Here is a 13314-nt window from a genome sequence, read left to right as displayed (position 1 = left end):
CCGCAACGCCTGAAACGCGTTGCGGCTTTATTCTCTGCTCCCTCAACACATCAATATTAAGAATCTTTACCCCCTCAACTCATTCACCAATTTGATATAAGTCAATATCGTATCTGGCGCACGGCAGCATTATCTCGCACCGGAAATATTCCACTTCTCGACTTCACCACGGTGAAGATTGAGCACGATAATGATAAGAGAGTTAATGATGAGCAAACTAAAAACGATGGCGCTGGTTCTGGGTTTTGTAGCCTTTTCCGCGAGTGCCGCATTGCCGCTGTTTAACGGCAAAGGTCATCCGGGCGAAGTGCATATCGACCAGGGCGGCCCGGTTTATCTCAACGGTAAACAGATGAAGCTGAAGAAAGTAAACGATAACTACTATGAAGCCACCGGCCAGGGCGTAGTGTTGTCGATTGCTATTTCTCCAGATGGTAGCGCGGGTGTTAGCTGGACCGGTAAAAACCGCGCGAACGGTATGATCATGCCAGCCGGTGAAGCTTCCGCTAAAGGCCCTTCAGGCCGTGAACTGGATTGCAGCCGTGCTGATTTGACCAACGCAGAAATGAAAGCCTGCCAATAAAAAAACCGGTCATGGAAGACCGGCTTGAGACTGATGACAAACTTCTTCGTAGGTCGGATAAGCGCAGTGTCATCCGACACAACTGGCGTAAATGGTGGATGACGCTACGCTTATCCACCCTACAAAACACATTTATCACCCTTTATCAGCAATCTGAAGCCGGTCATGGAAGACCGGCTTTTAGTACTGCTTAAATAACGACTTAAGTTATGACAACAATTCAATCGGCTCTGAGTTACCGCGAGCACGCCACAGCACAAACCAGCGTTGAATCGACGCTACCATAATCACCAGCCCCAACGCGACCATCACAATCGAAATCGTACCGTTGAAGATGTTGAAGCCTTTAGCTGCGCTATTGAAGTAAACGTTCTTCACCATCCAGTAAGCGGCATAGTTTACGGTCACATACAGATACGACAGCGGGATCAGACAGGTCAGTACGTACCAGCGTTTTTCCGACATACGCAGAATAATGGTCGCACCGATCATCAGGCCAATGGAAGCCATCAGTTGGTTCGATACCCCAAACAGCGCCCACACTGAGTTGATGTCGCCGGAGTTCAGCAGATAACCCCACAACACGCAGGCCACGATGCTGCAGCCAATTGCGCCAGGCATCCAGTTGGTGCGTTTCAGCGGAGACCAGATGTCGCCGAGGAAATCTTGCAGCAAGTAACGCGCAACACGGGTACCGGAATCTACCGCTGTCAGGATAAATACCGCTTCAAACATGATGACGAACTGGAAGAAATACGAGGCTAAATGGCTGAACCACGGGATACGCGTGAAGATGTCTGCCATCCCGACTGCCAGAGTCACTGCCCCACCGGTACGCCCGTATAAATCCAGGCCGATGGATTCGCTAAGCTGTGGCAGATTGACCACATCCATGCCAAGACCGGCAAAGACTTCAGGTGTCGCGTTGATGGCGAAGTAATCCGCAGGATGCAGAGCGGTTGCCGCGATTAACGCCATCACACCGACCACACATTCAGCCAGCATCGCACCGAAAGCCACTGGCAGGATGTCGTTCCATTTATCGATTTGCTTCGGCGTGGTACCGGAACCGATAAACGCGTGGAAACCAGAAATCGCGCCACAGGCGATGGTGATAGAGATAAACGGCCAGACTGGGCCTGCTAATACCGGGCCGTTACCGTGAATAAATTGCGTCACCGCCGGGAACTGAATTTCCGGGTTAATGAACACCACACCAATCACCAGCGCACCGAATACGCCGATTTTCATAAAGCTGGAGAGGTAACCACGCGGCGTAAGCAGCATCCACACAGGCAGTGCGGTGGCAAAAAATGCATAGAATGGCAGAACCAAACTGACGGTAGATGCGCGGAAACTCAGCCATTCACCGAAAGCAGATTCCTGAATATACGGCCCTGCAATCACACAGGCGAAAATCACGATAATACCAACCCAGGTTGCACCACGCATGCTGCCGGTGAAACGCTCCCACAGACCGACACCAATCGCCACCGGGATGGTCATAAACACCGCGAAGGTGCCCCACGGGTTACGTTCCAGTGCGTGAACCACCACCATCGACAAACCTGCCATGGTAATCGTGATGATAAATAACATCGCCAGGCCAGTACACCAGCCGGCTACAGGCCCCAGCTCCGCTTTCGCCACTTCTGAGAGTGACTTACCGCGGTGCTTCATGGAGGCAAAAAGCACCACGGTATCGTGTACCGCACCGCCTACCACGCAGCCAATTAACAGCCATAAGAAGCTTGGCAGATAACCGTATTGTGCTGCCAGCACTGGGCCGACCAACGGACCAGCGGCGGCAATCGCCGCAAAGTGGCTGCCAAAGTTAACCCATTTTTTAGTTGGGACGTAGTCTTTGCCGTCCTCAAGAATATGTGACGGTGTGATTTCCGAGTCATCGGCATTCAACACTTTACGGACGAAAAACACCCCGTAAAGGCGATAGCAGATAGCCAGAATACACAGGGTCGCGATAACAAACGTTAGTGCGTGTTGCATAACCCACTCCAGTGCCAAAGATAAAAAGTTCAGCGATATGCTGGCATGGGTGACTCAGGCAAGTGGGGGGAGTTTTAGTGAGTGGTTGTATTGGCGTGTGAGCGGTTAGAAAGGGGGGGTGAGTGGTATAGCCTATGGCGGAGCGGCGATTTTCCGTTCACCTGAGGGGAGCCTATGGCGGAGCAGCGATTTTCCGTTCACCTGAAAGTTATTTGATCCCACATAGATTAGTGAACGGTGAACGTATCAAGGGGTTTACGCCAACCCCTTGATAATCCAGGCGTCCGGCAAGTCAATCGCCGCTGCGCGGTAAACCTCCATTTTGCCTCCGTGTCCGGGTCGGTTGCGATTCGCTCCCGGCGATCGCGCCCTCCAGCCGTTCCCGACGGCTGGACCCGGCCACCTGGAGTCAAAACGGAGGCGATTGAAGCCGGAACCCAAGGTCAACTTCAAAACCAAAACCAACAGACCACACCGCGCTGGTTTTGACCTTGTTCCCGGCTTCAATCGCGCCGTTTTTTACCCTTCAGTCGGGGTCACGTGGTCGGGAACCACGTGAGAGAGCGATCGTCCGGAACGAGTCGCGAACGACCCCGAATGTTGGGTGAAAAACGGTGTTTACCGCTTGCGGCGATTGATTTGCCGGGCGACGGGGTCGTAAGGGGGATGTCGTAATCCCCCTTACACGTTCACCGTTCATTGATATTTATGGGGAAGGAGAACTTCCAGGTGAACGGAACACCGCCATACCCGGCATAGGCCCCAACGCCCAGTTTACTTCTGCGCTGCCCGCAACGCTTTCACCTGCTCCGCCGTCACATCCCCCGGCAAACCACCCCACGTCACGCGCAGGTAATTCACCAGTTCAGCAACTTGCTCATCGTTCAAGCGGTCACCGAAACCAGGCATACTCTGCATACTTTCGCCGTTCGGGAAATTCTGCGCTGGCAGGCCGTCAAGTACTGAGACAATCAGGTTTTTGGCATCTGGCTGGCGCAACGTGGCGTTGTTGAGCATCGACACCGCCACGTGCGGTTTGCCCTCGCCTTCACGTGCGTGGCAACCGGCGCACTGGTCGAGATAAGTCATGCGCCCTGCTTCGTTACCTTTGCCCAATGCCGCCGGAACCGCAGCAGGAGGCATTTCGCCCATCAGATACGTCGCCATCGCTTTTTGATCTTCAGGCGTCAGATGCTGGGTGCTGAGGTCGACCACCATGTGCATTTCGCTAAACGCGCTGCCCTGCGGGGCAAAGCCCGTGGTGAGGAATTGCTTCACATCGTCAGGCGTCCAGCCACGTTGTGCTAACGCTTTTGGCGTAATATCAGGAGCCATAAAGCGCCCTAATTCCCCGCCTTGCATCGCTTTATCCAGCTTCATCTGTCCGAGTAACCCACGCTCGGTATGGCATTCACCGCAATGCCCCAGCACATCTGCCAGATAACGCCCGCGCTGCCAGTCGGCAGATTTGCCTTCAGATATCGCCGGTAAAGGATCCTTGTTATGGAACAGAATATTCCAGCCAATCAGCGCGATACGCTGGTTGAACGGGAAACTCATTTCGTTATCTGGTGTTGCCACATTGACGGCCGGGCGCGTCATCAGATACGCGTAAATATCATCTGAATCCTGGCGCGAGATATTTTTGTAAGAGGTGTATGGCATCGCCGGGAACAGGTGACGCCCGGTAGGGGTCACACCTTCGGTCAACGCTTGATAGAAATCGTCCTTCGTCCAGCGACCAATGCCGTTATCCGCAGAGGGTGTCAGGTTGCTGCCATAAATGGTGCCGTAAGGGGACTCTAACGGATAGCCGCCCGCCAGTGGTGCGCCGCCAGATGCGGTGTGGCAAGCCGCGCAGTCAGCGGCTTTTGCCAGATAACGACCACGTTCGATTTGTTCCTTGCTGGCGGTCACTTTCTGCACCGGGCCGTCATACGTGCGGTATTCCCGCCAGTACAAAATCGCCACAATAATGACGACAATCGCCAGCACAATTAGCGCAAGACGTTTTTTCATTTCACCGCCTCCTTCACTAATCCTGGCGTTTTCAGCACCACATCACGCACCGCTTCGTAGTAGCGCACGTAGCCGGTACAGCGGCAGATATGGTTTTCCAGCGCAGTAGAAATCGCCCCTTCCAGTTCTTCACGGGCAATCGGTTCGCGCTTGAGTTTTTCAACGAAAATCGTCGCCGCATTGACAAAGCCCGGTGTGCAGTAGCCGCACTGGAAGCTGTAATGATCGAGGAAAGATTGCTGAATTGGCGAAAGCTCGACCACTTCGCCTTGTTCATCAACTTTGGCGTGGCCTTCAACGGTGCGCACTTTTTTGCCGTTAAAGAAATGCGCGCCGGTAATGCAGGTGCGCACTTCTTCGCTGGTGCCGCTTGGGTTATCAACAATCGCCACACAGGCGTGGCAAATCCCCTGCCCGCAACCCAGACGTGAGCCAGTCAAATAGACATATTCATGCAGGAAATCGATCATCATCAACCCTTCAGGCACGTCGATTGGGCCGTACGATTTGTTGTTGATGGTCAGCGTCATTGGTTTAGTTTTGATGCTCATGGTAATACCTCACGAATATTTTCAGCACGGACAGGCAAATCACGGAAACGGTGGCCGGTGGCGTCGGCGATGGCGTTAACCAACGCGGCAACCACTGGGATCATCACGACTTCAGCCATACCTTTTGGCGGGTCGGTTTCCGAAAGCGCAGGCAGCACATCGCCAGTCTGTTTCCAGACCGCAACGTCGCTGGCACGCGGCAGGTGATAACGGTTGAAGTTCCATGTGCCGTTGCCGGGTCCGTCTTCATAAAGCGGTAAATATTCGTGTAGCGCGTGGCCGATACCCATCGCCAGCCCGCCCTGCAATTGCCCGGAAACCAGCTCCGGGACGATTAAATTGCCGCACTCCATAATCGAGTGGTGATTCAACAGTTCGACTTCGCCGGTCGCCAGGCTCACAGCCACTTCAGCCAGCGTGCCGACTGCGCTGTAATAGGTTACAGAGGCGTTATTACGCTGGGTTGGCGGATAGTAAACATGTTCGCGGGCAAGTGTGGTGAATTCACCGTTGCCGTTACGCACCGACAGGCCGTCAATCGGCAGGCGTTTGCTTTGTCCGCCAATGTTGAAATCGGCTTCGGCCCACTGCCAGCGGTTAAAGACGTGTACCGTCGCACCGGTCATCATCCCCATTTCGTGGGCTTTTTTCGCCAGCAGTTCGAGGCTTAAAATTTCCATGCCAGCGGCAGTTAAACCGCCTTCTACCCAACGAGCGTCTTCGATACGCACCACTAATGGTGCAGCCTGACCGCCGCCAATACCGGTGGTCCAGATAGACATTGCCGCAGGCCACAAGCCGTGTTCAAACACCAGGCGTGCCGCTTCACGCGTGCTGTGGGAGAAGTAATATGCTGAGTTACTGGCGCTGGATGGCGAACAGTAAGACGGCGACCAGGAAGGGTTCGCCGCCAGTTTGTCCTGTTCTTCCTGCGACATAATGTATGGGTCGCCGCTGGTGACAACCGGCAGCGTGCTCCAGTCCGTGACCGAGAAATGCGCTTCGTCAGCAGGTTTCCCCAGCCATTGTGCGCACAGCACCGATTGCGAAGTCGACATGCCGGTACCCATTTCCGCGCCGCTGTGATGCAAAGCTATGCGCCCGTCAGCACTGACTTCTACCCGCGCAAACGAGGTTTCCGCTCCGGTGCCAAAATCTTTTTGTACACAACCAAAGCCCACGCCAAAGCGCTTGCCGGGGTTCTTCATTTCAAATTCAGCTTTACGTTCAGCACGTTTCAGCCACATCTCATGTTTTGCAGCTTTTGCCAGCACTTCATCCACACGAATCGCCCCAGCCGGGATCGCCCCCTGGGTGTTTTTCATGCCCGATTTCAGCGCGTTGCGCATACGGAATTCAATCGGATCAATCTTCAGTTCTGCAGCAATTTCATCGACCATCATTTCGGTGGCGGCCATGCTTTGCAGCGTGCCGTATCCGCGAGCGGAACCGGCATCAATAGCGCGAGAAGCAACGCCCACCGCCGATAAATCACTTTTCGGGAAGTAGTAAATGGACTGCGCCGCCGTTGCACCAACCATCGACACAGACGGCGTAAAGTTGCTGCGCCCGCCGCCGTTGGCCGTCATATCGCCAAGGAACGACTGCATGATGCCGGTATTTTTGTTGACCGCGATGGTGTAATTCATGTCAAAGGCGTGGCGTTTGAGCGAACTCTGGAACTGCTCGTAACGGTCGTTCGCCAGGCGCACCGGATGCCCGTCGCCATACATTGCCGCCACCGCGCCGTAATACGGGAAGTTGTAGTGATCTTTGGAACCGTAACCGACGGTGTAACACGGATGCAGAATCAGCTGTTTCACCGGCGTGGTGCATTTTGCCAGCATGCGCGGCATTTCGTCAGCCACTTCCTGCGGGGATTGCGTTGGCACAACTAAATGCAAAGTTTGGGTCGCTTCATCGAACCAGCCGTTGGCGTTATCTGGCTCAAGTGCCGCGGTATCGATAGATTGGGTGGTGTAACGGCGAGACATGACCAGCCAGTCTTGTGGCGGATTTTTCAGTTCGTCAGCAATTTGGCCTGCGTAGAACATCCCTTCTTCATCGAGTTTGCCGCCTTCACGCCCTTCCGGCCAGACCGGCAAATGCCTTCTCATCGACAACGGGAAAATCGGCATATCTTTCAGACTGGAGAAATGGTCGTCATCTTGCGAAGTTGCGCCACCGACGCGCACGAAGCGGAAAGTGCCCCATGGGTCACGCTCCAGCGGGCCAGTTTCAGCGCCGTACTGGATCACTTCGTCTTTGAATTTCAGCTTATCTTTGGCAAAACGGAAGCGAGCAAAATCGTGGTAGATCAGAATAGCGACCGCTTGCCCGAGGTAAGCTGGCGTTTTGCCGGTCGGCAGGAGCATGTCTTCGCCGTAAAACGCCGGGAATGCCAGGCCATCACGCGCCAGATCAACGGCTGTGACAACGCGATCCGGTTTCAGGTCATCGCCTAATAGCGAGAGATCGATACCATTAAACAGCCTGTCGGCTTTGGTGGTGCGCAGAATAAAAGCGTGCGCCTGTTTCTGCGGCCAGTGCGGCATATCGACAGCGCGAATATCACGCGCAAAAACTTTATGCCCCATGACTTTCGCCCGGCCATCAATACGGAAACGGATGCGCTTGTTTTTCGCATCCCAGTTCGGAGACTGGAGAATTTTTTGCTCAAATAGCGCGGCATAGGCTCGGCTATAGAGAGGAGCGAGATAGACCGCGACTCCGGCAACCACCGCGCGTTTAATAAAGCTGCGCCGTGATGGATTAAAATTGCTCATAAAACATCCCATTTAAATTATTATTGTCTTTTTTTCAAACAATTGAGTGTATTTTCAACGTATTTCCGTAGTGAATATAAGTATATGTATTTAACTTAAATCATGTGAGAATTAACATCTCATTTTCATAAAAAAAACATTGTTGCGCAAATCATTGGCGTTTTGGCGCAAATAGAAAAGCACTGAGGAATCAGTCTTGAACATGAAAGCTGGCATTATTATCACCGCAGCCGGGCGTGCAGAGCGCTTCCAAAAAGCGGGTGGACAAGGCAATAAACTCAATGCGTTGCTCAATGATGGCAGCGTGTTTGCGCAAACACTGCACCATGCTCTGGCTTCTGGCCTTGCGGTACATGTGGTGACGCGTCCGGAAAATAGTGAAATTCAAGCGTTGTGCCGCGCACAACAGGTTCCCTTTACGCTTATCGCGAGCAGCGGATTGGGCGAGTCGATTGCCGCAGGTGTTTGCGCAACCCCACAGTGGCATGGCTGGCTGATTCATCTGGCGGATATGCCGTTTGTCCCCCCTTCTGTTTTTGTCGAAGTGGCACAGGCTCTGGAATTTCACCCTTTGGTGCGCCCTTATGTGAATGCACAACCTGGCCATCCGGTGGGGTTTTCACCGGCCTGGTTTGGCAAGCTTTGCCAGTTAACCGGTGACAACGGTGCGCGGGAATTGCTGCATGGTGAAACCATTCATTTTATCGAAGTTAAAGATAGCGATTCACAGCGCGATATCGACCTCCCCTCACAACTGATACAACGGAGTGAGAAAAATCATGCAGCACCTTGATATCAGCGTGGTCCGTCAGGCGTGTATCTGGCTTGTTCAGCAACCGGTTTGGTTGTGTACGGTATTAAACACTTATGGTTCATCGCCCCGTTCACCAGGAGCCTTGATGGTCGCCACCGCCGATCGGCGTTTTTGCGGTTCGCTTTCCGGTGGCTGTGTAGAAGAGGATTTTTTACAACGTATTGCGCAAGGTGAGTATCAGCAAGCCAGCCAGATTGTGCGTTATGGCGAAGGAGGGCTGGAACCAAGGATAGCACTCCCCTGTGGCGGCGTGCTGGATATTTTGGTCGAATACCTGCCTGCTACGCCGGGAAATGTGGAATATCTCGAAAAGATGCATCAGGCGCTGAATGGCCATTTTGCGCTGGAGAAATGCCTGGCGTTACCTGAGCCTTGCCGCCATCTGGAAGTGAAAGAATTCGCTGATATGACCCAGGTTGCACGCGATGGACAACAGGTGACACTGCATATTGCCGCCGCCCCACGCCTGCTGATTGCCGGGTTGTCGAGTGTGGCGCTGTATTGCGCCGAGTTTGCCAGTGCGTTGGGTTTTGAAGTGTTAGTTTGCGAGAACCGTCCAGAAGTGCTGGAAAACTTTGCCGCCCAGCTAAAAGCTGACATTACGCTGCTGAAACAGTTTCCGGCTAACTATCTTGAGCAACACCCCTGCCACGCTAATACCGCGATTGTCGCGTTGACCCACGATCCACGCATGGATGACCTGACGATGATGGAAGCGGTGAATACACCCGCATTTTACATTGGTGCGATGGGGTCGCAGAAGAACAGTGCGCGCAGGCTTGAGCGCTTAGAAAAACTTGCGGAGTTAAGCACATCAGAGCTGCAACGTATTCACGCGCCCATTGGCTTGCCGCTTGGCAGCAAGACACCCGCAGAAATTGCTCTGGCGGTGATGGCGGATATCGTGAAACGGAAAAACGAAGCTCGGGGATAATTTTTTTGGGCGGATAAGCGTAAGCGTCATCCGCCGCAATAAGGCTTACTTCTTCGCGACGTGCACGCGAGCAGTTAAACCACGCAGGAAGTAACGCAGGAACTGGTCGCCACATTCGCGGAAGTTTTTGTTCTCTGGAGCGCGCATCATCGCGGTGATTTCTGGCATTGAGATGCGGAATTCCTGGGTGGTCAGAATTTCCAGAACGTCGTCGGTTTTCAAATCAAACGCAATACGCAGCTTTTTCAGGATGATGTTATTGGTCATCTTGCGTTCAATTTTCGGTGCAGGTTTGCTTTCATCTTTACCGCGTTTGAAGTAAATCAAACCGTTAAGGAAGTTCGCCATCAGGATGTCTGGACACAGTTTGAAGTTCTCTTCATCTTCTTTTTTGGTCCAGGTTACGATTTGCTCAGCAGTCACGGCAGTGTCGGTGAGGGCGAAAATTTTCACCATATCGTCGTTGCCCAAATTCAGCATGTAGCGCACGCTGCGTAATACGTCGTTATTCATCATAGTGATGGTTCTCTCGTTCTAAATCTTGAAAGCGGGCAGTATATAGCGTTCTGAAGCTGTGCGCAGATTTAGTAATGCAGGCGACACTGGAAAATGGTGAGCAGATCGTCGCTAACACTATAAACCAGACGATCGGCCTCGTTTATCCGCCGGGACCACAACCCACTGAGGTTTTCACGTAACGGTTCAGGTTTTCCTAAACCATCAAAAGGATTTCTTTGCGCATCTTCAATCAGTTTATTAATGCGCTTTAACGTCTTTCTATCTTGCGTTTGCCACCATAGATAATCATCCCAGGCGTGATCGGTCCATGCGAGTAATCTATTCGTTGTCTTCATCAATAATCTCTCTCCGTGAGATTTTACCTGCCTGTACCTGCGCCATTGATTCCATCAGGCGTGTCGCATTTGCCGGAGAGCTGAGCAAATGAACGGTTTCCATCAAGGAATTGTAGTAATCCAACGACATCACTACCGCATCTTCAGCATCACGGCGGGTGATAACTGTAATATCGGCATTGTCCACAACGTCATCAAGAACGGTTTTGAGCCGATTACGCGCCTCAGAAAATGTAATAACCTGCATGTAAGCTCCACTTGTGCAATTTATTGTACAAGTATAGGCCGATGAGTGGATAAAAACTACATCGCTTTTAGCCCCAACGCCTCTTTCAGGCTTTTTAAATAGCGGCGGCTGACCGGAACGGATTGCCCGTCGCGCAGCATTAGCTCTGCCTGGCCGCCATCTTCAAAACGGATCTCTTTGAGGTGCTTCATATTGACCAGATATTGCCGATGGCAGCGTACCAGGGGAGTGCGGCTTTCCAGCGTACGTAATGTGAGTTCAGTAAATCCTTCAGTACCTTGCGCGTTAGTGACATACACACCGCTCATCCGGCTACTGGCAAACATCACTTCTTCCATTTGTAGCAGGTAGATGCGGCTCTGCCCGGTACACGGGATAAATTTGAGATCTTCCTGGTTTGGTGCCAGCAGGGTGATGTCTTGATCGATGCGTTCATGGCGCAAACGGTGCAAAGTTTTCTCCAGCCGTTTGCTGTCTATCGGTTTGAGCAAATAGTCAAAAGCATGTTCTTCGAATGCCCGTACCGCGTATTCATCAAACGCGGTGAGAAACACGATGTACGGTCGCTGTTCAGGGTCGAGCATGCTCGCCATTTCCAGGCCGCTGATGCGTGGCATCTGAATATCCGCAAACACCACGTCAGGGTGCAAACGATGCACAGCACCAATCGCTTCAACTGCATTACCACACTCTCCCACAATCTCAATGTCAGGCTCGTTTTGCAGCATGATGCGCAAGTTTTCACGCGCCAGCGGCTCGTCGTCGACAATCAGTACTTTTAACATGGGGTTTCCTCCAGAGGTAAACGTAGGGTAATACGGGTAAATCGGTCTGCTTCCATATCCACTTTAATACCGCAGTCATCGCCGTAGCGGGCTTGCAGGCGTTTATCCACCAGGCTCATACCCAGCCCGCTGGCACTGGGGTTTTCCTGATATAACCCGGCGTTGTCTTCCACAGACAAGTGCAGATGTTCGCCTATTTGACAGGCGTTAATGGTAATTTCTCCCACCCCGAGCAGTTGCGAGGTGCCGTGTTTAATCGCATTTTCGACAATCGGCTGCAAAGTGAAGGCGGGTAAGCGAACCAGCGCCAGCGCCTGCGGAACATTCAGTTGCACGCGTAAGCGCGACTGAAAACGCGCTTGTTCGATTTGCAGATAGGCGTTCACATGCTCGATTTCATCGGCAAGTGTCACTATCTCGCTCGGGCGCTTTAAGTTTTTACGGAAGAATGTCGAGAGATATTGCACCAGTTGGCATGCCTGTTCGTTATCGCGGCGGATCACCGCCACCAGCGTATTCAGTGCGTTAAACAGGAAATGCGGGTTGACCTGCGCGTGGAGTAGTTTGATTTCTGATTGCGTGAGCATCTGCTTTTGCCGTTCGTACTGCCCCGCCAGAATCTGTGCGGATAACAGTTGTGCGATGCCTTCGCCAAGCGTGCGGTTAATCGAGCTGAACAGGCGGTTTTTCGCTTCATACAGTTTGATGGTGCCAATCACGCGGCTGTTTTCGCCGTACAGTGGGATCACTAACGTTGAGCCAAGCTTGCAGTTTGGATGCAGCGAGCAGCGGTAAGGTACTTCGTTACCATCGGCATACACCACTTCACCGCGTTCAATGGCCTGCCAGGTGTAAGCCGAAGAAATCGGGCGGCCCGGCAGATGGTGATCCGCGCCAATGCCGGTAAACGCCAACAACTTTTCATTGTCGGTAATCGCGACGGCACCGATATCCAGCTCCTGATGCAGTACCTGCGCCACTTTCATGCTGTTTTCCTGGTTAAACCCCTGGCGCAAAATCCCTTCGGTGGAGGCCGCGACTTTCAACGCCGTGGCAGAAAATGCCGAGGTGTATTTTTCAAGCATCGCGCGTTTGTCTAGCAAGATGCGCATAAACAGCGCGGCACCGACGGTGTTGGTCACCATCATCGGCGCGGCAATACTTTTCACCAGGTTGAGTGCGTCAGCGAACGGGCGTGCAATCAGCAGAATAATACCCATCTGGAAGAATTCAGCCAGCAGCGTGATACCACCGGCGGTCAGCGGGTTAAACAGCAAATCGCTGCGCCCACGGCGAATCAGCAAACGGTGTAACAAGCCGCCGAGCAAGCCTTCAACAATGGTAGAAAACATGCAGCTCAGCGCGGTCATGCCGCCCATGGAATAACGATGTAGCCCACCGGTTAGCCCGACCAGGCCACCCACCAACGGCCCGCCGAGCAACCCGCCCATCACCGCGCCGATCGCTCGCGTATTGGCGATGGAGTCGTCAATGTGCAGACCAAAATAGGTACCCATAATGCAAAAAATGGAGAAGGTGACGTAGCAGAGTAATTTGTGTGGTAAACGAACGGTGACCTGCATCAGCGGGATAAACAGCCGCGTTTTACTCATCAACCAGGCGATAACCAGATAGACACACATCTGCTGAAGCAGCAGTAACACCAGGTTAAATTCGTACATTGCGCCCGCCGTTGAGTCTTTGAGGGCGCGTAACATACAACGTTCACGCTTA

The 13314-nt window shown here is 52.8% G+C and carries 12 protein-coding genes; 3 read left to right on the top strand and 9 right to left on the bottom strand.

The window, feature by feature from the left end; translation table 11 throughout:
* Window positions 1-205 precede the first annotated feature (205 nt).
* A complete protein-coding gene (locus tag MNO13_RS07680) occupies window positions 206-583 on the top strand; it encodes a hypothetical protein (protein ID WP_208856722.1) in 378 nt (125 codons plus the stop codon).
* Window positions 584-790: 207 nt separating this feature from the next.
* Here MNO13_RS07680 and MNO13_RS07675 read toward each other — a convergent pair whose 3' ends face one another.
* The 4 genes from MNO13_RS07675 to MNO13_RS07660 all read right to left on the bottom strand — a co-directional run bounded on the left by MNO13_RS07675 (window position 791) and on the right by MNO13_RS07660 (window position 7946).
* Window positions 791-2590 carry a carbon starvation CstA family protein gene (locus MNO13_RS07675; protein ID WP_064545105.1) on the bottom strand — a complete coding sequence of 600 codons (1800 nt, stop codon included), beginning with the start codon at window positions 2588-2590 and terminating at the stop codon, window positions 791-793.
* A 774-nt stretch (window positions 2591-3364) separates the two neighbouring features.
* Window positions 3365-4609: a cytochrome c gene (locus tag MNO13_RS07670; RefSeq protein WP_241939707.1), complete on the bottom strand. Its 1245-nt coding sequence runs from the start codon at window positions 4607-4609 to the stop codon at window positions 3365-3367.
* On the bottom strand, window positions 4606-5160 hold the full coding sequence (locus tag MNO13_RS07665; protein WP_064545101.1) for a (2Fe-2S)-binding protein: 555 nt from the start codon (window positions 5158-5160) through the stop codon (window positions 4606-4608). The genes MNO13_RS07670 and MNO13_RS07665 overlap by 4 nt, the downstream gene beginning before the upstream one ends.
* Window positions 5157-7946, bottom strand: a complete 2790-nt coding sequence (locus MNO13_RS07660; RefSeq protein WP_241939706.1) for a xanthine dehydrogenase family protein molybdopterin-binding subunit — start codon at window positions 7944-7946, stop codon at window positions 5157-5159. Before MNO13_RS07660 ends, MNO13_RS07665 begins: the two co-directional genes overlap by 4 nt.
* 202 nt (window positions 7947-8148) lie before the next feature.
* Between MNO13_RS07660 and MNO13_RS07655 the strand changes: the two genes are divergently transcribed.
* Entirely contained in the window at window positions 8149-8739 is a 591-nt protein-coding gene (locus MNO13_RS07655) for a nucleotidyltransferase family protein (protein WP_241940049.1), read from the top strand.
* The gene (locus MNO13_RS07650) at window positions 8726-9694 is read left to right on the top strand and encodes an XdhC family protein (protein ID WP_241939705.1); all 969 of its coding nucleotides are present in this window, start codon (window positions 8726-8728) and stop codon (window positions 9692-9694) included. The genes MNO13_RS07655 and MNO13_RS07650 overlap by 14 nt, the downstream gene beginning before the upstream one ends.
* Window positions 9695-9739: 45 nt before the next feature.
* Here the strand turns inward: MNO13_RS07650 and MNO13_RS07645 are convergent, their stop codons facing one another.
* The 5 genes from MNO13_RS07645 to MNO13_RS07625 all read right to left on the bottom strand — a co-directional run bounded on the left by MNO13_RS07645 (window position 9740) and on the right by MNO13_RS07625 (window position 13262).
* On the bottom strand, window positions 9740-10210 hold the full coding sequence (locus MNO13_RS07645; RefSeq protein ID WP_064545093.1) for a YehS family protein: 471 nt from the start codon (window positions 10208-10210) through the stop codon (window positions 9740-9742).
* A 68-nt stretch (window positions 10211-10278) separates the two neighbouring features.
* On the bottom strand, window positions 10279-10548 hold the full coding sequence (locus MNO13_RS07640) for a Txe/YoeB family addiction module toxin (RefSeq protein ID WP_064545091.1): 270 nt from the start codon (window positions 10546-10548) through the stop codon (window positions 10279-10281).
* Window positions 10532-10795, bottom strand: coding sequence for a type II toxin-antitoxin system Phd/YefM family antitoxin (locus tag MNO13_RS07635; RefSeq protein ID WP_133521914.1), 264 nt, complete (start codon window positions 10793-10795; stop codon window positions 10532-10534). The genes MNO13_RS07640 and MNO13_RS07635 overlap by 17 nt, the downstream gene beginning before the upstream one ends.
* Before the next feature lie 56 nt (window positions 10796-10851).
* Window positions 10852-11580, bottom strand: a complete 729-nt coding sequence (gene btsR / locus MNO13_RS07630) for a two-component system response regulator BtsR (protein WP_064545087.1) — start codon at window positions 11578-11580, stop codon at window positions 10852-10854.
* Window positions 11574-13262 (bottom strand): sensor histidine kinase, encoded by a 1689-nt coding sequence (locus MNO13_RS07625; RefSeq protein WP_133522074.1) that lies wholly within the window; start codon window positions 13260-13262, stop codon window positions 11574-11576. The genes btsR and MNO13_RS07625 overlap by 7 nt, the downstream gene beginning before the upstream one ends.
* Window positions 13263-13314 lie beyond the last annotated feature (52 nt).

This window comes from Buttiauxella ferragutiae (assembly GCF_022637515.1).
In the GTDB taxonomy this organism is placed as follows: Bacteria; Pseudomonadota; Gammaproteobacteria; order Enterobacterales; family Enterobacteriaceae; genus Buttiauxella; species Buttiauxella ferragutiae.
This window is presented reverse-complemented; position numbering and strand designations above follow the sequence as displayed.